The organism is Rhizobium sophoriradicis, assembly GCF_025200795.1.
GTDB lineage: Bacteria > Pseudomonadota > Alphaproteobacteria > Rhizobiales > Rhizobiaceae > Rhizobium > Rhizobium sophoriradicis.
The window spans coordinates 1,316,053-1,335,852 of record NZ_CP104152.1 but is presented as its reverse complement, the minus strand read 5'-3'; the positions used below and the strand labels follow the sequence as shown (position 1 = coordinate 1,335,852).

General features: G+C 62.3%; 15 protein-coding genes. 11 read left to right on the top strand and 4 right to left on the bottom strand.

Annotated elements, in window-relative coordinates:
- Window positions 1–37 precede the first annotated feature (37 nt).
- From plsY to rpmG, 7 genes are all read left to right on the top strand, one after another.
- Window positions 38–658 carry a glycerol-3-phosphate 1-O-acyltransferase PlsY gene (gene plsY / locus N2597_RS06585; protein WP_038688245.1) on the top strand — a complete coding sequence of 207 codons (621 nt, stop codon included), beginning with the start codon at window positions 38–40 and terminating at the stop codon, window positions 656–658.
- Window positions 658–1,800, top strand: coding sequence for a DNA-processing protein DprA (dprA, locus tag N2597_RS06580; protein WP_096769286.1), 1,143 nt, complete (start codon window positions 658–660; stop codon window positions 1,798–1,800). The genes plsY and dprA overlap by 1 nt, the downstream gene beginning before the upstream one ends.
- Window positions 1,801–2,050: 250 nt before the next feature.
- Window positions 2,051–4,705: a type I DNA topoisomerase gene (gene topA, locus N2597_RS06575; RefSeq protein WP_183596750.1), complete on the top strand. Its 2,655-nt coding sequence runs from the start codon at window positions 2,051–2,053 to the stop codon at window positions 4,703–4,705.
- Window position 4,706: 1 nt separating this feature from the next.
- Entirely contained in the window at window positions 4,707–7,079 is a 2,373-nt protein-coding gene (gene rnr / locus N2597_RS06570; protein ID WP_183596753.1) for a ribonuclease R, read from the top strand.
- 64 nt (window positions 7,080–7,143) lie between these two features.
- Entirely contained in the window at window positions 7,144–7,596 is a 453-nt protein-coding gene (locus N2597_RS06565; protein WP_183596756.1) for a DUF983 domain-containing protein, read from the top strand.
- Between the two features lie 255 nt (window positions 7,597–7,851).
- Window positions 7,852–9,036, top strand: a complete 1,185-nt coding sequence (locus N2597_RS06560; protein ID WP_038688237.1) for an MFS transporter — start codon at window positions 7,852–7,854, stop codon at window positions 9,034–9,036.
- A gap of 93 nt (window positions 9,037–9,129) precedes the next feature.
- On the top strand, window positions 9,130–9,297 hold the full coding sequence (gene rpmG, locus N2597_RS06555) for a 50S ribosomal protein L33 (RefSeq protein WP_003587245.1): 168 nt from the start codon (window positions 9,130–9,132) through the stop codon (window positions 9,295–9,297).
- 747 nt (window positions 9,298–10,044) lie between these two features.
- Here rpmG and N2597_RS06550 read toward each other — a convergent pair.
- Together N2597_RS06550 and N2597_RS06545 are read right to left on the bottom strand one after the other, a co-directional pair.
- Complete coding sequence (locus tag N2597_RS06550) at window positions 10,045–11,418, bottom strand: PleD family two-component system response regulator (RefSeq protein WP_077993375.1); 1,374 nt, start codon at window positions 11,416–11,418, stop codon at window positions 10,045–10,047.
- A gap of 18 nt (window positions 11,419–11,436) precedes the next feature.
- Window positions 11,437–11,808 (bottom strand): response regulator, encoded by a 372-nt coding sequence (locus N2597_RS06545; protein ID WP_003547430.1) that lies wholly within the window; start codon window positions 11,806–11,808, stop codon window positions 11,437–11,439.
- Between the two features lie 133 nt (window positions 11,809–11,941).
- Here N2597_RS06545 and N2597_RS06540 point away from each other — a divergent pair, with 133 nt between their 5' ends.
- Window positions 11,942–12,250 (top strand): DUF3572 domain-containing protein, encoded by a 309-nt coding sequence (locus N2597_RS06540; protein WP_009990435.1) that lies wholly within the window; start codon window positions 11,942–11,944, stop codon window positions 12,248–12,250.
- 2 nt (window positions 12,251–12,252) lie between these two features.
- A complete protein-coding gene (locus N2597_RS06535; protein ID WP_077993373.1) occupies window positions 12,253–12,921 on the top strand; it encodes a hypothetical protein in 669 nt (222 codons plus the stop codon).
- On the opposite strand, the gene N2597_RS06530 is transcribed toward N2597_RS06535, so the two are convergent.
- Window positions 12,896–13,483 (bottom strand): GNAT family N-acetyltransferase, encoded by a 588-nt coding sequence (locus tag N2597_RS06530; protein ID WP_077993369.1) that lies wholly within the window; start codon window positions 13,481–13,483, stop codon window positions 12,896–12,898. The two genes, N2597_RS06535 and N2597_RS06530, sit on opposite strands and share 26 nt — an antisense overlap.
- Window positions 13,484–13,558: 75 nt before the next feature.
- On the opposite strand from N2597_RS06530, the gene N2597_RS06525 reads away from it, so the two are divergent.
- Both N2597_RS06525 and N2597_RS06520 read left to right on the top strand, forming a co-directional pair.
- Entirely contained in the window at window positions 13,559–14,848 is a 1,290-nt protein-coding gene (locus N2597_RS06525) for a DNA polymerase IV (RefSeq protein WP_183596759.1), read from the top strand.
- Between the two features lie 154 nt (window positions 14,849–15,002).
- Complete coding sequence (locus tag N2597_RS06520) at window positions 15,003–16,259, top strand: L,D-transpeptidase family protein (RefSeq protein ID WP_039619126.1); 1,257 nt, start codon at window positions 15,003–15,005, stop codon at window positions 16,257–16,259.
- Window positions 16,260–16,277: 18 nt separating this feature from the next.
- Here the strand turns inward: N2597_RS06520 and dnaE are convergent, their stop codons facing one another.
- Entirely contained in the window at window positions 16,278–19,775 is a 3,498-nt protein-coding gene (gene dnaE, locus N2597_RS06515) for a DNA polymerase III subunit alpha (protein WP_183596762.1), read from the bottom strand.
- Between the last annotated feature and the right edge of the window lie 25 nt (window positions 19,776–19,800).

Sequence of the window (19,800 nt, the reverse complement as noted above, 5' to 3'; positions counted from 1 at the left end):
GGACTGAGGACGGGCCATCGGAGGGCCGAGGGGGCATATGTTATCCAATCTCATGTCATGGCAGATCACGCTGCCGATCGCGCTTGCTGCCGCCATCATCGGCTATCTCCTCGGCTCCATTCCTTTTGGGCTGATCCTCACGCGCGCGGCCGGCCTCGGCGATGTGCGCAGCATCGGCTCCGGCAATATCGGCGCCACCAATGTGCTCAGAACCGGAAACCGGAAGCTCGCCGCGGCAACGCTGTTGCTCGACGCGCTGAAGGCATCGGCGGCAGCCTGGATCGTCGGCTATTTCCTCGGTGAGGAGGCCGCAATCATCGCCGGCTTCTTCGCCTTCATCGGCCATCTCTTCCCGGTCTGGATCGGCTTCAAGGGCGGCAAGGGCGTGGCCACCTATATTGGCACGCTTCTCGGCATCGCACCGATCATGGTCGTGCTCTTCGCCGCCGTCTGGCTGGCGGTCGCCGCCACCACCCGCTATTCCTCGCTATCGGCGCTCGTCGCCATGCTGGTCATTCCGGTCGCCCTATTGATCCTCGGCAATGAAAAGGTTGCGGCGGTTATGGCGCTCATGACTATCATCTCCTACTGGAAACATAGAGCCAATATCTCCCGGCTGATGGGCGGGACGGAAAGCAAGATCGGGGCGAAGGGATAATGGACGCGCCGAGCGCGGGATCAAAAGGCACGGTGCTGAGCGAAAAGCAGAGGATTGCCTGGCTGCGCCTGATCCGCTCCGACAATGTGGGCCCTGCGACCTTTCGCGACCTCATCAATCATTTCGGTTCGGCCGAGGCAGCGCTTGCGGCGCTGCCGGAGCTTTCGGCGCGCGGCGGCGCAACGCGGGCAATCCGCATTGCCAGCGAGGCCGAGGCGCACCGGGAACTGGAGGCGGCGCATCGTTTCGGCGCCCGCTTCGTCGGCATCGGCGAGCCGGACTATCCGCAGGCGCTGAAGCAGATCGACGGCGCGCCGCCGCTTCTAGCCGTCAAAGGCGCGCTTGCCGCCGCCAAGCGGCCGGCCGTCGGCATCGTCGGCTCGCGCAACGCCTCGATCGCCGGCGCCAAATTTGCGGCGATCGTGGCGCGCGACTGTGGCCGGGCGGGTTACACGGTGATTTCCGGCCTGGCGCGCGGCATCGACACGGCCGCGCACCGGGCAAGCCTCGAGACGGGCACGATCGCGGCCCTTGCCGGCGGCCTCGACAAGCCCTACCCGCCGGAGAATCTCGGCCTCATCGAGGAGATAGCTGGCGGCAACGGCTTGGCCGTGAGCGAAATGCCCTTCGGCTGGGAGCCCCGCGCCCGCGATTTTCCGCGCCGGAACCGGCTGATTGCCGGCATCGCGCTCGGTCTCGTGGTCGTCGAAGCAGCGACGCGCTCGGGCTCACTGATCACCGCCCGCCTTGCCGGCGAGTTCGGCCGGCTGGTGTTTGCCGTGCCCGGCTCGCCGCTCGATCCGCGCTGTCACGGCACCAACGGCCTGCTGAAGGACGGCGCTTCGATCGTTACCGAACCTGGCGATGTTATCGAGGCGCTGGCGCCGCTGGCGCAGTTCGAGCTGTTCCCCTCGTCGAGGGCAGAGGAACCGGCAGGCGAGAGCAGGCCAATAACGATGCCGCCCGGCGATTCAGACCGGATGCGCATCATCGATGCGCTCGGGCCGACGCCGGTCGAGATCGACGACGTCATCCGCCACACCGGCCTTTCGGCCTCGGCCGTCTACCTCATTCTTCTGGAACTCGACATATCAGGCAGGCTGCATCGGCATCAGGGCGGCCTCGTTTCGCTTTCCGTTTGAGCTTTGCGCGATATAAGAGAGCCGCCTCGGGAGTTGCAGGAGCCGCGTGTCGAATTCAATAGGTGCGCCGTCTTAAAATTGTATTCAGCACACAATCTCCCCTCGATTGCACCGTACGCAAGAAGTAAAATTGTAGCAAACCCCTTGACCGCAGCGATTTCCCTGTCCATGTCGGAGGGCCAGTATCCAAGTTGCGCTGCGTGTTGCGCTGGCTCCCACGCCGGCGCGGAGTCTTTTTTAGAGAATCATCATGAATGTTGTAGTGGTGGAATCGCCTGCCAAGGCCAAGACGATCAATAAGTATCTGGGTTCGGGATACAAAGTGCTCGCCTCCTTCGGCCATGTGCGCGATCTGCCTGCCAAGGATGGCTCGGTCCTCCCCGATCAGGATTTCGAAATGCTCTGGGAGGTCGACGGGGCCTCGGCCAAGCGGATGAAGGATATTGCCGAGGCGGTGAAATCCTCCGACGGGCTTTTTCTGGCGACCGACCCGGATCGCGAAGGCGAAGCGATTTCCTGGCACGTCCTCGACATGCTGAACAAGAAGCGGGTGCTGAACGGCAAGTCGGTCAAGCGGGTCGTCTTCAACGCGATCACCAAGCAGGCGGTGCTCGACGCGATGGCCGATCCCCGCGACATCGACGTGCCGCTGGTCGACGCCTATCTGGCGCGCCGTGCGCTCGACTATCTCGTCGGCTTCAATCTTTCGCCTGTCCTATGGCGCAAGCTGCCCGGCGCGCGTTCGGCCGGACGTGTCCAGTCGGTGGCGCTTCGTCTGGTCTGCGACCGTGAATCCGAGATCGAGCGCTTCATTTCGGAAGAATATTGGAATCTCTCCGCACTTCTGAAGACGCCGCGCGGCGACGAGTTCGAGGCAAGACTGGTTTCGGCGAACGGCAAACGGCTGCCGCCGCGCGCCATCGGCAACGGCGAAGATGCCGGCCGCCTGAAGGCATTACTCGAAGGCGCGAGCTATATCGTCGACACGGTCGAGGCGAAGCCGGTCAAGCGCAATCCGGGACCTCCGTTTACGACCTCGACACTGCAACAGGCCGCCTCCTCCAATCTCGGTTTCTCCGCCTCGCGCACCATGCAGATCGCCCAAAAACTCTATGAAGGCGTCGATATCGGCGGCGAGACGGTCGGTCTCATCACCTATATGCGAACCGACGGCGTGCAGATGGCGCCCGAGGCGATTGACGCGGCCCGGCGCGCCATCCTCGATCAGTTCGGCGAACGCTATCTGCCCGAAAAAGCGCGCTTCTATTCGACCAAAGCGAAAAACGCCCAGGAGGCACACGAGGCGATCCGTCCGACCGATTTCTACCGCTCGCCCGATCGTCTGCGCAAATTCCTCGACGCCGATCAGATCCGGCTCTACGAGCTGATCTGGAAGCGCGGCATCGCCAGCCAGATGGCGTCGGCCGAGATCGAACGCACGACGGCTGAAATCACCGCCGACAACAAGGGCGAGAAGGCCGGCCTGCGCGCCGTCGGTTCGGTCATCCGCTTCGACGGTTTCATCGCCGCCTATACCGACCAGAAAGAGGACGGCGAGCAGAGCGACGACGGCGACGAGGATGGCCGCCTGCCGGAGATCAATGCACGCGAGGCGCTCGCCAAGCAGAAGATCAATTCGACGCAGCATTTCACCGAACCGCCGCCGCGTTATTCGGAAGCCTCGCTGATCAAGAAAATGGAAGAGCTCGGCATCGGTCGACCCTCCACCTATGCGGCGACGCTGGCGACGCTGCGCGACCGCGACTATGTGACGATCGACAAGCGCAAGCTGATCCCGCAGGCCAAGGGCCGGCTGGTGACCGCCTTCCTTGAGAGCTTCTTCACCAAATATGTCGAATACGACTTCACGGCCGACCTCGAGGAAAAGCTCGACCGGATTTCGGCCGGCGAGTTGAACTGGAAGCAGGTGCTGCGCGATTTCTGGAAGGATTTCTTCGCGCAGATCGAGGACACCAAGGAACTGCGCGTCACCAATGTGCTCGATTCGCTGAACGAGGCGCTGGCGCCGCTGGTCTTCCCGAAGCGCGAAGACGGCAGCGACCCCAGGATCTGCCAGGTCTGCGGCACAGGCAACCTGTCGCTGAAGCTCGGTAAATACGGTGCCTTCGTCGGCTGTTCGAACTATCCGGAATGCAACTACACCCGTCAGCTCTCCTCCGAAAACGGCGGAGAAGCGGAAGGGGTCGCCCTCAACGAGCCGAAGAACCTCGGCACCGATCCGACAACGGGCGAGGAACTGACGCTGCGCTCGGGCCGCTTCGGGCCCTATATCCAGCGCGGCGACGGCAAGGAAGCCAAGCGCGCGTCGCTGCCGAAGGGCTGGAAGCCCGAAGACATCGACTATGAAAAGGCGATGGCTTTGATCTCGCTGCCGCGCGATATCGGCAAACATCCTGAGACCGGCAAGATGATCTCGTCGGGCATCGGCCGCTACGGCCCGTTCCTTTTACATGACGGTTCCTACGCCAATCTGGAAACTGTCGAGGACGTGTTCTCGGTCGGCCTCAACCGCGCCGTGACCGTCATCGCCGAAAAGGCGAACAAGGCGCCGGGCCGGGGTGCGCGCGGCACGCCGGCGGCGCTGAAGTCGCTCGGCGATCATCCCGACGGCGGCGCCATCACCGTCCGTGACGGAAAATACGGTCCCTATGTCAATTGGGGCAAGGTCAATGCCACCCTGCCGAAGGGCAAGGATCCGCAGGCGATCACCATCGAGGAAGCGCTGGCGCTGATCACCGAAAAGGCCGGCAAGGCGCCCGCTGGAAAGCCGACCAAGGCAAAAGCCAAGCCGAAGGCGGCTGCGGCCGAAGCCAAGACCACGAAGACGGCCGCCAAGCCGAAGGCAACGAAGGCGAAAGCGCCGGCGAAATCGAAAAAGGGCTGAAGTGAGCAGGACACCGCGCGACAGAACGGACCTCACGGGCAAACGCCCGGGCAAGATCGGCCGTGCCGGCAAGGATGCTCCCGCCGTCGAACCGCTGAACATCGTCCACGGCGCGCTGCCTTCGCGCGAGGTGATCCTGCGCTTCATCGCCGACCATCCGCAGAAGGCCTCGAAGCGTGAGCTCGCAAAGGCCTTCGGGCTGAAGGGCGACAGCCGCGTCGAGCTCAAGCATCTGCTGCAGGAGCTCGAACAGGAAGGCATGCTGCAGAAGAGCCGCAAGTCGCTCATCCGTCCCGGCGCCCTTCCGCCCGTCACCGTTCTCGATATCACCACGCGCGACAAGGACGGCGATCTGATCGGCCGACCGGCGGAATGGCCGGAAGATCAGGGCGTGGCCCCTGCCGTCGCTATCCGCCAGCAATCGCCGGCAGGCCGCCAGGGCAAGGGCAAGGCACCCGTTGCCGGCCTCGGCGACCGTATCCTGGCAAAGATCTTCCCGGCCGTCGATCGCGGCGGGCCGGCCTATACGGCGCGGATCATCAAGGTGATCGACAGGCGCCGCGGCGCCGCCATGGGGGTTTTCCGCACCGCGCCCGGCGGCGGCGGCCGGCTGCTGCCGATCGAGCGGCGCGGCGAGGAGATGGTGATCGATCCCGATTTCACCGGCGGCGCTGCGGATGGCGACCTGGTCGAGATCGAAGTCGCCCGGCTCGGCCGCTTCGGCCTGCCGCGTGCCAAAGTCCTGTCCGTCGTCGGCTCCGTCGGCTCGGAAAAGGCGATCTCGATGATCGCCATCCATGCCCACGGCATCCCGCATGTCTTTCCGCCCGCCGTGATGGCCGAGGCCGAGGCGGCGAAACCGGCGACGATGTCGCATCGTGAGGACTGGCGCGACGTGCCGCTGATCACCATCGATCCGGCCGACGCCAAGGATCATGACGACGCCGTCTATGCCGAGCTCGACCCCTCCCCCGATAATCCCGGCGGCGTCATCGTCACCGTCGCGATCGCCGACGTCTCCTGGTATGTCCGGCCCAATTCGCCGCTCGACCGCGAGGCGCTGAAACGCGGCAACTCCGTCTATTTCCCGGATCGGGTGGTACCAATGCTGCCGGAGCGGATCTCCAATGATCTCTGCTCGCTGAAGGAAGGCGTCGATCGCCCGGCGCTTGCCGTGCGCATGAGCTTCTCCGGCGAAGGCCGCAAGATCGGCCATACATTTCATCGCATCATGATGAAGAGCGCCGCCAAGCTTTCCTACCAGCAGGCGCAGGCGGCGATCGACGGCAATCCCGACGACAAGACCGGACCGATGCTCGAGCCGATCCTGAAACCGCTCTGGCACGCCTATGCGGTGATGAAACGCGGACGCGACCGGCGTCAGCCGCTGGAACTCGACATGCCGGAGCGCAAGATCCTGCTGAAGCCCGACGGCACGGTCGATCGTGTCTTCGTGCCGCCGCGGCTCGACGCGCACAAGCTGATCGAGGAGATGATGATCCAAGCGAACGTCGCCGCCGCCGAAACGCTGGAAAAGAAGCGCCAGGTCCTGGTCTACCGCATCCATGACGGCCCGACGCTTGCCAAGCAGGAAGTCCTGCGCGAGTTCCTGGCGACCCTCGGCATCTCGCTCGCCAAGGGCGGCAATGTGCGCGCCAATAGCTTCAACGGCATTCTGGCCAAGGCGGAAGGCACGGCGCACCAGACCATGGTCAACGAGATGGTGCTGCGCTCGCAAAGCCAGGCGATCTACAGCCCTGAGAATATCGGCCATTTCGGTCTCAACCTGATGAAGTACGCCCACTTCACCTCACCGATTCGCCGCTACGCCGACCTCATCGTGCATCGCGCGCTCGTCGGCTCGCTCGGCTTCGGCGAAGGCGGCATCACGCCGGACGAAGAAGCCGCCCTCGACGATATCGCCGCCGAAATCTCGACCTTCGAGCGCCGGGCAATGGCGGCCGAGCGCGAGACCATCGATCGGCTGATCGCCCATCACTTGAGCACCCGGGTCGGCGAGGAATTTGCCGGCCGGGTCTCGGGGGTGACGAAATCCGGGCTTTTTATCACCCTGCCGGACTATGGCGCCGATGGTTTCATCCCTATATCGACGCTTGGCAGCGATTATTTCATCTATGACGAGGCGCATCAGGCACTCTCGGGTGAACGCACGGGGCTCGGCTATCGCCTCGGCGACAGCGTCACCGTGAAACTTGCCGAAGCGATTCCGCTTGCCGGCGCGCTGCGTTTCGAAATGCTGAGCGAGGGGCGCGAGATGCCGACGGCGGTGCGCTCCTTCCATAAGGCCGGCCGCCGCGACAAGGGCCAGGTTCGCAAGAAACCGGGGACGAGGCCGCCGCGCGGGCGGCGCTAAAGCATCTCACGTCATCGAGCCTGATTCAGGAGCCCTACGCTTTCGGGCTGAAAAGGAACATGCGATGGGCACACAGACCGATCTTACGGTCCGCTACGGGGGCACGCCCGAGGTCGAACGTCCGCTCCGGCGCTCGATCCTGCGCGGGCTGATGAACCGCTGTCCGGCCTGCGGCGACGGCAAGCTCTTTCGCGCTTTCCTGAAACCGGTCGATCACTGCGCTGCCTGCGGCGAGCCGATGCATCATCACCGCGCCGACGACCTGCCGCCCTATATCGTCATCCTCGTCCTCGGCCATGTCCTCGTCGGTGGTTACATGTTGACCGACATGACCTTCGTTCTACCGGTATGGGTTCATCTCGCCATCTGGGCCCCGATCACCGTCGTCACCGCGCTTGCCTCGATCCAGCCGATCAAAGGCGGCGTCATCGGGCTGCAATGGGCGCTGCGCATGCACGGTTTCGGCGGGGAGAGCGATGGCCCCGATGATTACGATCTTCCCCGGCGGCCGGATTGAATGCCTTCACCTTCCAGACATATTTAACGTGTAGTGGCTGCCCTCCACCGACCACTACCGGACGCGGGCGTCGTCGATCCTCAACGAGTTGACATGGTAAGCTTTTCTTGTCTGAACAGGCTTTACATTCCGCAGGCGGTCACTCACATCGGAAATACTGCGAAACGCTGCTCGTCACCGGGATTTGGCACGTCCGTGTCTTTCTATGCGAAGCGACCGGCCGATTCGCTCGCGAAGCTTTCTAAGGATGGATAAATGTCTCAGCCGAGAAACGGCACACCGGGCGATCTCGAAGAAATCCATTGGCCTTCTCTGGTGGCAGCCATCTCGTCGATATCAGCCGTCGGCATCGCAATCGGTCTCGGACTTCCGCTGCTCAGCATCATCCTCGAAAAACGAGGCATCTCATCGACCCTGATCGGGCTCAATACCGCAATGGCAGGCATTGCGGCGATGGCCGCCGCGCCCGTTACAACCAAGCTCGCTCACATATACGGTGTGGCGCCGACCATGCTCTGGGCTGTGGTGATTTCAGCGCTGAGCGCGCTCGGTTTCTACTATGCCCAGGATTTCTGGATGTGGTTTCCGCTGCGTTTCGCCTTCCACGGCGCAACGACGACGCTGTTCATCCTCTCCGAATTCTGGATCAACGCCGCCTCGCCGCCGTCCAAGCGCGGATTTGTTCTCGGCATTTATGCGACCGTGCTTTCGCTGGGCTTTGCCGCCGGGCCGCTGCTGTTTTCGCTGCTCGGCAGCGACGGGATCTTCCCCTTCCTGGTCGGCGCCGGCGCCATCCTGCTCGCCGCAATTCCGATCTTCATCGCCCGCTACGAAAGCCCGGCGCTCGAGGAAAAGCCGGAGCTGCATTTCATGCGCTACGTCTTCCTGGTGCCGACGGCGACGGCAGCGGTCTTCATCTTCGGCGCCGTCGAAGCGGGCGGCCTGTCGCTTTTCCCGATCTTTGCCGTGCGCGCCCATTTCACCGAATCGCAGGCGGCACTGCTACTCACTATGATGGGGGTCGGCAACGTCATCTTTCAGATCCCGCTCGGCCTGCTTTCCGACCGCATCTCGGACAAGCGGCCGCTTCTCGCCGGCATGGCGCTGATGGGCTTCGTCGGCTCGATGATGCTGCCATTGTTGGTCGACAACTGGCTGCTGATGGCCGGACTCCTGCTGTTCTGGGGCGGCTGCGTCTCCGGCCTCTATACGGTCGGCCTCAGCCATCTCGGCTCGCGTCTGACCGGTTCCGACCTTGCGGCGGCCAATGCCGCCTTCGTCTTCTGTTATGCGGTGGGAACCGTGGCCGGGCCGCAGGCGATCGGCGCAGCGATCGATGTCGCCGGAAATAACGGTTTCGCCTGGGCGATTGCCGCCTTCTTCGGCTTTTACGCCCTACTTTCCGGCATCAGATTGATGTTCATTCGAAAACGGACTTGACTTTTCGGGCGGGATTCGTAGTTTCGCGCCAGAATTTGCCGTGGAGCCCCATCCGGCTTCCACGGCTTTCATTTTCTTAAAGGCAGGACGACCATGGCCAAGGCTACAACAATCAAGATCAAGCTGCTGTCGACAGCCGACACTGGTTTCTTCTACGTCACGACGAAGAACAGCCGTACGATGACGGACAAGATGACGAAGACGAAGTATGACCCGATTGCTAAGAAGCATGTCGAGTTCAAGGAAACCAAGATCAAGTAATCACTTGGCCTGACGGATTTCAAAAAAGCGCGCGCCCTTGGGTTGCGCGTTTTTTATTGTCCGAAACGGTCGCCTTTGAGAAATGATAGCGCAAACAAGCAACGCCGCCCTTCCATCTTCGGGAAGTGACGGCGTTTTCCTGAAAGGGGGTCGGCCAGCATGCAAAACGGCACGAGGAACCGTTATGACTTGCCTACCAGCCGACCAACCCCACGACCCAGGAGATGCGGCGGACCTGAGCATCATGGGGTATGGACAGCTCCTCTTCGGGAGCTCTTCTCTTATGAGCCGATAATTTGCGCAGAAATGAAAGAAAATCAACAAATTCTTAATGATGAATTTTCTTAGCTTGATTTTATGGTTAAAAGTCCAGGATTGGCGCACACAAAGATTTGACGTCTCTGCTTGCACCCAAAGCCTAGCGGTGAAGGCTTAGAAGAAATTCGGCAATATAACTTAATAACTTAAGCCGCCCCTCCCCTTACGTGAGGTGACGCCGCCGCACTCTATTTGACCCTGTTGTCAGCAGACATTCTTTTATAGTCCCTATTTCATTCCGAGCGCCGTCCGGCATTCCAGAAAATGTCGCACGCCGCCGTTATCCACAGCAACGCCTGGAGTCCATTTTTGGGCTATCAAGTTGCAGATTTTTGGCCTGCGTCGCATGGGCGAAGGTTAAAAATCGGTAATAATTGGCTTACGACAGTGGAAAAACCTACAAAGCCCGGCAAGAGGCCGGGTGATTCGTCAGGCAGCTGCGGCAACCACGCGATTGCGGCCGGTATTCTTGGCCTCGTAAAGCGCAAGATCGGCCTGCTTCATCAGCTGGTCGGGGGTCAGCACCGAGCCAATCCGTGAGGCGATACCGAAGGAGGCGGTGACGTTGAGCGCTTCGCCGGAGTGCTTCAGCATGAAGGGAGCGCTTTCGACTGCCGCGCGCAGGCGCTCGGCGACAGCGGCGGCCACTTCCGGCGACGTGTCCGGCATGGCTACGACGAACTCCTCCCCGCCGTAGCGGCAGGCGAGATCGGCGCCGCGGATGGTCGAACGGACGCGGTTTGCGAATTCGCGCAGGACTTCGTCGCCGCCGTCATGGCCGTAGGTGTCGTTCACCTGCTTGAAACGGTCGATATCGGTGATCAGCACCGAAAGCGGACGCCCCCGCGCCATCGACCGGTTAAAGAGCACGGTGAGGTGATTGTCGAGATAACGCCTGTTGTTAAGTCCGGTCAGCGGATCGGTCACGGCAAGCTCGATCGTCTGCTTGACGCTGGCGCGCAGCCGATCATTGTAGCGCTTGCGGCGGATCTGCGTCAGGCTGCGGGCGACCAGCTCGTTCGGATCGACGGGACGGATGATATAATCGTTGACGCCGAGATCAAGCGCACGCACGACCATCTCGTCAGCCCCCTGCTCGGTGATGATCAGGATCGGCAGGAAGCGTGTGCGCTCCAGCGATCGCAATTGAGAGCAGAGGCGAAGCGGATCGTAATCGTCGAAATTGGCGTTGACGATGACGAGGTCGAAGGCGTGCTCGGCTGCTTCGAAGAGGGCTGCCTGCGGATCGGAGAGGGCAAGCACGTCGGCGACGGGCTTCAGCGCCCTGACGATGCGTTCCTGCGAATTGGCGCGGCCATCGACCAGCAGCACCTGGCCGGCCTCGTCGGCGCGGCCCTCGCCTGCCCGCATCAGGTCGCCCATGCCCATCGTATGGGCGGTGTCGGCGCGGATGCGCAGCTCATCGCTCAATGTTTTCAGCCGCAGCAGGCTCTTTACCCGCGAGATCAGCTGCAGATCATTGACCGGTTTGGTGAGGAAATCGTCCGCGCCGGCCTTCAGGCCACGCACGCGATCGGCCGGCTGGTCGAGTGCTGTGACCATGACGACGGGGATATGGGCGGTCTTCTGGCTGGCCTTCAGCCGTTCGCAGACCTCGAAACCATCGATACCGGGCATCATGATGTCGAGCAGGATCAGATCGACTTGATTGCGCTCGCAGATTGCCAGCGCCTCGTGGCCGTCGGCGGCGGTCATCACGTCGAAATACTCCGCGAGCAGCCGCGCTTCGAGCAGCTTCACGTTGGCCGGAATATCGTCAACCACCAGTATTCGCGCAGTCATAAGCGTCTTTCCGATGCGTCAGGCATCGCCCAGATAGGTCTTGATCGTCTCGATGAATTTCGGAACCGAGATCGGCTTGGAAACATAGGCCTCGCAGCCGCCCTGGCGGATCCGCTCCTCGTCGCCCTTCATCGCGAAAGCCGTGACGGCGATGACGGGAATCACGTGCAGCTCGTCGTCTTCCTTCAGCCATTTGGTGACTTCGAGGCCGGAGACCTCGGGAAGCTGGATATCCATGAGGATGAGGTCGGGGCGATGCTTGCGCGCCAGATCGAGCGCCTCCATGCCGTTGCGCGTCTGGATCGTGGTATAGCCGGACGCCTCGATGAGGTCGCGAAAGAGCTTCATGTTGAGCTCGTTATCTTCTACAATCATCACCTGTTTGGGCATGACAAGCTGTCCCTACGTCCGTTCGCGCAGCGGTTCGTCCCATGAGAAAGACACATGCGGATGAAGAGCTCCGTGAAACCGATAGCGCACGCTAGCGGTATTTGGTTGAAGAAAAGGTAACTTACCCCTCGAAATGCAAAGCAACTTCAAGACTTCGAAACAACTGGCGGCCGACCCGCACGAGACGGCGATCGCCGTGCTCGGCTGGCTTGCCGACGATCCCGAGATGTTCGGCCGCTTCCTCGCGCTCACGGGCGTGGCCCCTGGGCAGGTGCGCAACGCCGTCAACGATCCGGGCTTCCTCGCCGGCATGATGGATTTCCTGATGAACCACGAGCCGACGGCGATGGCCTTCTGCGCGGCGAGCGGCCTCAGCCCGGAGACGGTGACCGCAGCCTGGCGGCATTTCTCCTCGCCGGGTCTCGATTCCGGGGAATACTGAGCGTGACCGATCTCGATATTTCCCATATCCGCCTCGGCGAGCGGCCGCTGATCGTCTGTGACGTCGACGATGTGGTGCTGCAGTTCATCGATCCGTTCCAGCTTTTTCTTCAAAGCCTGGGTCATGAGTTCCTGCCGCGATCGTTCCGGCTGCACGGCAACATCGTCTCCACGGCGGACGGTGCGGAGATCGAGGGCAACCAGGTCAGCCGGCTGATCGAAGAGTTTTTCGAAGCGCAGGAACTGTGGCAGACGCCGGTCGACCACGTCATCGAAACGCTCGACCGGCTTTCGCAGGCGGCCGATATCCTTTTCCTGACGGCGATGCCGCCACGGTTCCAGGATCAGCGCCGCCGCCTGCTGGACAGCGCCGGGCTGCTCTTTCCGCTGCTTGCCTGCGAGCAGCCCAAGGGGCCGATCGTTCACGCGCTGCATGCCAGCCGCTCCTTTCCCGTCGCCTTCATCGATGATATGGCGCACAATCTGCATTCCGTCAGGGAACATGTGGCCGATTGCCTGCTCATTCATCTGATGCCGGACTCACCGGTCCATCGTTTCGCGCCGGCAGCGGCCGACGACATTACCCGCGCCATCGACTGGGCGCATGCCGCTGAGCTGATCGAGGCGCATTTCCTTGCCGGCACGCTCAGTCGCGCAATTCCAGCCGCATGAGCGGCCGCCCGTCCTTGCGCCTAGCCACAGTCTCGAAGCCGGCCGCATCAAAGATCGCAGTCGAGCCGATGCAGAGCGTCACGGATTTCGACTGCTTCACTTGGTCGATCGGACAGGCTTCCAGCAGCCGCGCGCCCTGGCGCCTGGCGTGATCGATCGCGCCGGCGAGCAGCCGATGGCTCATTCCCTTGCCGCGCAGCCTGGGCAGCAGGAAGAAGCAGCTGACGGCCCAGATCGACGGATCATGCGCATCGCCCTCTTCCAGCGGTCGCGAAACGGTGCGCGGCGAGTTGAACTGCGGCACGTCGTGGCGTGGCCCGACCTGCACCCAGGCGACCGGCTCGCCACCGGCATAACAGAGGATGCCCGGCGGCGGCCCTGCCTCGATCCGTTGCTGCATATGCGCCTTGCGCTCGTCGGCCGGCATTTTCGTCCTCACCGCATGCGGCAGACGCAGCGCCACACACCAGCAATGGTAGAAAGCGCCCTGCGGCCCGAACAGGGTTTCGAAGTCACCCCAGCGTTCCGCCGTCACCGGCTCGAAACGAATATCGTTATCCAAAGGCAAAGCTCCCGCCGCTCTTGAGACTCGTCAGCTTAAGGCGTAGTGTCGCGACGTTCAACCTTTGTTCTCACCATGACGCCCGCCCCTGACAAGACACCCGGCTTTTGTCGCGACTGCCTTGCCGAGCAGAAGGGTGAGGCGCGCCGTTGCATATCCTGCGGCAGTCCGCGTCTGGTGCGCCATCGCGAGCTCCATGCACTGACGCTGGCGCATATCGATTGCGACGCCTTCTATGCGGCCGTCGAGAAGCGCGACAATCCCGAGCTTGCCGACAAGCCCGTGATCATCGGCGGCGGCAAACGCGGCGTCGTCTCCACTGCATGCTACATTGCCCGCATCCACGGAGTGCGCTCGGCGATGCCGATGTTCAAGGCGCTGGAGGCATGCCCACAGGCCGTCGTCATCCGTCCTGATATGGAGAAATATGTCCGGGTCGGGCGCCAGGTACGGGCGCTGATGCAGGATCTGACGCCGCTGGTGCAGCCGCTGTCGATCGACGAGGCATTTCTGGAACTTGGCGGCACCGAGCGGCTGCATCACGACCCGCCGGCGCGCACGCTCGCCAAATTCGCCCGGCGCATCGAAACGGAGATTGGCATCACCGTCTCGGTCGGGCTTTCCTATTGCAAATTCCTCGCCAAGGTCGCCTCCGACCTGCAGAAGCCACGCGGCTTTTCCATCATCGGCCGCGAAGAAGCGGTCGAATTCCTGGCGCCGCGTCCCGTCACCACGATCTGGGGTGTCGGCAAGGCCCTTGCCGCGACGCTGGAAGCGGATGGCATCCGCACCATCAGCCAGTTGCAGCAGATGGAGGAGAACGACCTGATGCGCCGCTACGGCAGCATCGGCCAGCGGCTCGCCCGCCTCTCGCGCGGCATCGACGACCGCGAGGTGCATCTCAATAATGCCGCCAAGAGCGTCTCGGCCGAGACGACCTTCTTCGACGACATCTCGCGCCACGACGATCTGGTGCCGATCCTGCGCAATCTTTCCGAAAAGGTCTCCTGGCGCTTGAAGAAAGGCGACATCGCCGGCCGCACCGTCGTGCTGAAGATGAAGAGCGCCGACTTCAAGACGCGCACCCGCAACCGCAGGCTCGAGGACCCGACCCAGCTGGCCGACAGGATCTTCCGGATCGGGCTCGAGCTGCTCGAAAAGGAGACGGACGGCACGAAATTCCGCCTGATCGGCATCGGCGTCACCGATCTCGGCGACGCCGCCCGCGCCGACCCGCCCGATCTCATCGACCGGCAGTCGGGCCGGCGGGCAGCGGCCGAAGCAGCGATGGACAAGCTGCGCGACAAGTTCGGCAAGGGCACAGTCGAGACCGGCTATACCTTCGGCAGCAAGCGCGATCACTGAGGTGTCGCCCGGAACTGCGCAGCGGTTCGGGGGTAACGACATGCGTTAAATCACAGCGCTGAGGCTGTTACCCCGGCTGCCGTTCGGCCTATCAAATCTTCCTTAAACTTCGTCCCATAATGTGCCGGACCAGTATTGCGTATGGTTGGGTATCATGGTCTCGCGTTTCGTCTTCGGCCTCGGCTTGCTGTCGGCCACCGCACTCGTGCACCCTGCTTTTGCCGCGGATGCACGCACGCTGCAGATCTTCGTTTCGAAGGACAAGCAGTCGCTTGCGGTCTATGACGGCACCGAGGTCGTCGCGACCTCGAAGGTCTCGACCGGCAAGGACGGCCACACGACGCCGAGCGGCATCTTCTCGGTGCTGGAAAAGCAAAAATACCACGAATCCAATCTCTATTCGAACGCGCCGATGCCCTTCATGCAAAGGCTGACATGGTCCGGCATCGCGCTGCACGAATCCAATTCGGTGCCGCGTTATCCGGCCTCGCATGGCTGCGTGCGCATGCCCGGCGCTTTCGCAAAAATGCTCTATGGCATGACCGGCAACGGTATCCCCGTCATTATCAGCGATGGCGAGCTGGCGCCGCAGCCGATCGACCACCCCAACCTCTTCCGTCCGGAGACATCGGTGGCGATGCCGCTGCTTTCGGATGTCGAATTGCGGCCCTCCATGCCAGACAGCCCGCAAAAGCCGGTGCAGGTGGCGATGAACGACACGGCGGCCATGCCGATGCCGGTAGCGGCGCTGATGCCAAAGCCCGAAATCGAGCCGCCATCCGAGCCGATCAGCATGCTGATCACACGCCGGACGCTGCGCGAGACGGTGATCGACATTCAGACCCTTCTCAACCAGCTCGGTTTTTCAGCCGGCGATCCGGACGGCTTGCTCGGCCCGTCGACCGTGCAGGCGGTCACTGCCTTCAAGACGCTGCGTCCAGCGGAATTTGCGGGCGACAGAAGCCTAATCTCCGACAGGCTGCTCAAAGCCGTCTATGCCGCGGCCGGCAAGGGCGAGCCGCCGAACGGCGTCATCATGGTGCGGAAGGCGTTCAAACCGGTGTTCGAGGCGCCAGTGACGATCACCGATCCGGGGCTGGCGCTCGGCACGCATTTCTTCACTTTGCACGCGGTCGATGAAAAGGCCGGCACGGCGGACTGGCTCGGCATCACCCTCGAAAACAATCTCTCCCGCGAAACGATGAAGCGGCTCGGGATCAGCAATCAGGAAAGCTCGATTGTCACCGGCAAGCCGATTGCCCGTTCGCTGAGCAGGATTACCATCCCGGACGAGACCCGCCGCAAGATCGACGCGCTGATCGCGCCCGGCTCGACGCTGACGATCTCCGATACCGGCCTCGGCACAGAGACCGGCGAAGGCACGAATTTCATAACGATCACGCGGGGCTGATGCGATCAACCGGGCTGATCAGACAAGCTCGACGTCGACCACTCCGGGGGCGGCACGAAGAGCGGCGGCGATCTCCGGCGTGATGCGGTATTTCTCCGGCAGCGCCACTTCGACCTCGCGCTTGCCCTCTTCCTTGATGACGATGAAGGAAACCAGGCCGTCGCCCTTGGCGTTCAGATGGCCGGCGACCATTTTCAGCGGTCCGGAATCTCTGATATAAACGCGTAGCGCCTTCTGCATCTGGAGCGACTTTTCCTCCAGCGACTGGATCGTCTGGATGCGCAGACCGATGCCCTCCGGCCGCTCCTCGCCGGTCGCGGTCAGCAGGAAGGATTTTCCGGACTCCAACATGTCGCGGTATTGGTTCAGCATTTCCGAAAACAGCACGGCCTCGAACTGGCCCGACGAATCCGAAAAGACGATGATGCCCATCTTGTTGCCGGTGCGGGTCTTGCGCTCCTGCTTGGAGATGACGGTGCCGGCAAGGCGCGCATTGGACGCGCCCTGTTTGATCGCTGCGGAAAATTCGGCAAAGGTCTGCACCCGCATCTTCTGCAGGATATTGCTGTAGGAATCGAGCGGGTGGGCGGTCAGATAGAAGCCCAGCACCTGGAATTCCTTGAGCAGCCGCTCCGAGGCAAGCCAGGGCGAAAACGGCGGCAAAGCAATCTTCTCGGGGCCCGAGGTGAGCGTGCTGCCGAAAATATCCGACTGGCCGCTCAGCTTGTTTTCCTGGGAGCGCTGGGCATAGCCGAGGATACGGTCGAGCCCGGCTGAAAGCTGGGCGCGGTCGGTGCCGAAACAATCGAAGGCACCCGCAAAGATCAGGCTTTCCAAGACGCGGCGATTGACCTGGCGCGGATCGATGCGCAGGCAGAAATCCTCGATGCCGGCGAACGGCTTGTCGCCGCGCACCTCGACGATATGGTCGACGGCGGATTCGCCGACGCCCTTGAGGGCGGCGAGCGCATAATAGATGCGGTTGTCGCCGGTTTCGAACTGGCGGAAGGAGGTCTGCACCGACGGGGCGATCACCTCGATGCCGAGGCGCTTGGCGTCCTGGCGGAAGTCATTGACCTTTTCCGTGTTGGACATGTCGAGCGTCATCGAGGCGGCGAGGAATTCGACCGGATAATGCGCCTTCATATAGGCCGTCTGGTAGGAGACAATGGCGTATGCGGCGGCATGCGACTTGTTGAAGCCGTAATTGGCGAACTTCGCCAGCAGTTCGAAGATATTGTCGGCTTGCGGCTTCGATACGCCGTTCTTGACAGCGCCATCGACGAAGCGTTCGCGCTGCTGGTCCATCTCGGCCTTGATCTTCTTACCCATGGCGCGGCGCAAAAGATCGGCCTCTCCGAGCGAATAACCGGACAGCACCTGGGCGATCTGCATCACCTGTTCCTGATAGACGATGACGCCCTGGGTTTCCTTGAGCAGGTGGTCGATCATCGGATGGATCGATTCCAGCTCTTCGTCACCGTGCTTGCGGGCATTGTAGGTCGGGATGTTCTCCATCGGGCCCGGACGATAGAGCGCCACCAGCGCGATGATGTCCTCGATGCAGTCCGGCTTCATGCCGATCAGCGCCTTGCGCATGCCGGCACTTTCCACCTGGAACACGCCGACCGTTTCGCCGCGTGACAGCATCTCGTAGGTCTTCTTGTCGTCCAGCGGAATGGCCGCAAGGTCGACACTGATGCCGCGCTTGGCGACGAAATCGACGGCGACCTTCAGGACGGTCAGCGTCTTCAGGCCAAGGAAGTCGAATTTGACGAGGCCCGCCTGCTCAACCCATTTCATGTTGAACTGGGTGACCGGCATGTCGGAGCGCGGATCGCGATACATCGGCACCAGCTTGGACAGCGGCCGGTCGCCGATGACGATACCGGCGGCATGGGTCGAGGCATGGCGGTAAAGCCCCTCGATCTTCTGGGCGATATCGAGCAAGCGCGCGACGACCGGTTCCTTCGCCGCCTCCTCCTGCAGCTTCGGCTCCTCCTCGATCGCCTTGGAGAGCGGCGTCGGATTGGCCGGATTATTCGGCACAAGTTTGCAAATCTTGTCAACCTGGCCGTAGGGCATCTCCAGCACGCGGCCGACGTCGCGGAGTGCTGCGCGGGCCTGCAGCGAACCGAAGGTGATGATCTGGGCCACCTGCTCGCGGCCGTACTTGGCCTGGACGTATCGGATCACCTCTTCGCGGCGGTCCTGGCAGAAGTCGATGTCGAAGTCCGGCATCGAGACGCGTTCCGGATTGAGGAAGCGTTCGAACAGCAGCGAAAACCGCAAGGGATCAACGTCGGTGATCGTCAGCGCGTAGGCGACCAGCGAACCGGCGCCCGAACCGCGGCCGGGACCAACCGGAATGTCATGCTGCTTGGCCCATTTGATGAAGTCGGCAACGATCAGGAAGTAGCCGGGAAAGCGCATGCGCTCGATGACGCTGAGCTCGAATTCCAGCCGCTCGCGATAATCCTTTTCCTCATAACCCGGCGACATGCCGAGGGTCGAAAGCCGCATGTCCAGCCCTTCGACCGCCTGGCGGCGCAATTCGCCCGCCTCGGCGCGTTCGGCCTCCTCGGCGTCGTCGGTCGCACCCGTGAAGCGCGGCAGGATCGGTTTGCGCGTCTTCAACACGAAGGAGCAACGCTTGGCGATCTCGATCGTGTTCTCCAGCGCTTCCGGCAGATCGGCAAAGAGCTTGGCCATCTCGGCCCGGCTCTTCAGATAATGATCCGGCGTCAGGCGAAAGCGGCTGTCGTCGGAGACGATGGCGTTATGAGCAACCGCCATCAGCGCATCATGGGCGTCGTAATCGTCGCGTGTCGGAAAAAAGGCCTCGTTGGTTGCGACCAGCGGCAGGTCGTGGGCATAGGCGAGCCCGACGATCTTCTGCTCGTGGCGTTTGTCATAGGTGCCGTGCCGCTGCAATTCGACATAGAGCCTGTCGCCGAAGAGACGCTTCAGCATGAGCAGCCGCGCTTCGGCCTGGGCGGGATGACCATCCCGGACGGCCGCATCGACCGGCCCGGTCAGGGCGCCGGTCAAGGCGATCAGCCCTTCCGTGCCGGCGTCCTCCAGCCAGGAGGCTTTGATATGAATGGCCTGGTTGCTGTCGCCGCCCAAATAGGCGCGGCTGACGAGGTCGACCAGCCTTTCGTAACCGGCCTCCGTCGCGGCGAGAAGGACGATCGACGGCAGCTTGACCAACGCCTGCTGGCCGCCACGCTTTTCGGTCTCCAGCCCGTCTTCCATGTCGATCGAGACTTGGCAGCCGATGATCGGCTGCAGTCCCTCGTCCATTGCCTTCTGGGAGAATTCCAGGGCGACGAACAGATTGTTGGTGTCGGTGATCGCGATGGCCGGTTGGCTGTCGCCGGTCGCCTTGTAGAGGATCTTCTTCAGCGGCAGTGCGCCTTCGAGAAGCGAATAGGCGGAGTGGACCCTCAGGTGAATGAAGCCCGGCGTGCCGCCGATTGCCTCACCCGTCGAACCCTTTACCGTATCCGCCATGACATCACTTCCCAATCACCGAATG

Bases quoted from the DNA above. Each gene is read 5' to 3' on its own strand.
- plsY (WP_038688245.1), top strand. From the start codon at position 38: ATGTTATCCAATCTCATGTCATGGCAGATCACGCTGCCGATCGCGCTT.
- dprA (WP_096769286.1), top strand. From the start codon at position 658: ATGGACGCGCCGAGCGCGGGATCAAAAGGCACGGTGCTGAGCGAAAAG.
- topA (WP_183596750.1), top strand. From the start codon at position 2,051: ATGAATGTTGTAGTGGTGGAATCGCCTGCCAAGGCCAAGACGATCAAT.
- N2597_RS06565 (WP_183596756.1), top strand. From the start codon at position 7,144: ATGGGCACACAGACCGATCTTACGGTCCGCTACGGGGGCACGCCCGAG.
- N2597_RS06560 (WP_038688237.1), top strand. From the start codon at position 7,852: ATGTCTCAGCCGAGAAACGGCACACCGGGCGATCTCGAAGAAATCCAT.
- rpmG (WP_003587245.1), top strand. From the start codon at position 9,130: ATGGCCAAGGCTACAACAATCAAGATCAAGCTGCTGTCGACAGCCGAC.
- N2597_RS06550 (WP_077993375.1), bottom strand. From the start codon at position 11,418: ATGACTGCGCGAATACTGGTGGTTGACGATATTCCGGCCAACGTGAAG.
- N2597_RS06545 (WP_003547430.1), bottom strand. From the start codon at position 11,808: ATGCCCAAACAGGTGATGATTGTAGAAGATAACGAGCTCAACATGAAG.
- N2597_RS06540 (WP_009990435.1), top strand. From the start codon at position 11,942: ATGCAAAGCAACTTCAAGACTTCGAAACAACTGGCGGCCGACCCGCAC.
- N2597_RS06525 (WP_183596759.1), top strand. From the start codon at position 13,559: ATGACGCCCGCCCCTGACAAGACACCCGGCTTTTGTCGCGACTGCCTT.
- N2597_RS06520 (WP_039619126.1), top strand. From the start codon at position 15,003: ATGGTCTCGCGTTTCGTCTTCGGCCTCGGCTTGCTGTCGGCCACCGCA.
- dnaE (WP_183596762.1), bottom strand. From the start codon at position 19,775: ATGGCGGATACGGTAAAGGGTTCGACGGGTGAGGCAATCGGCGGCACG.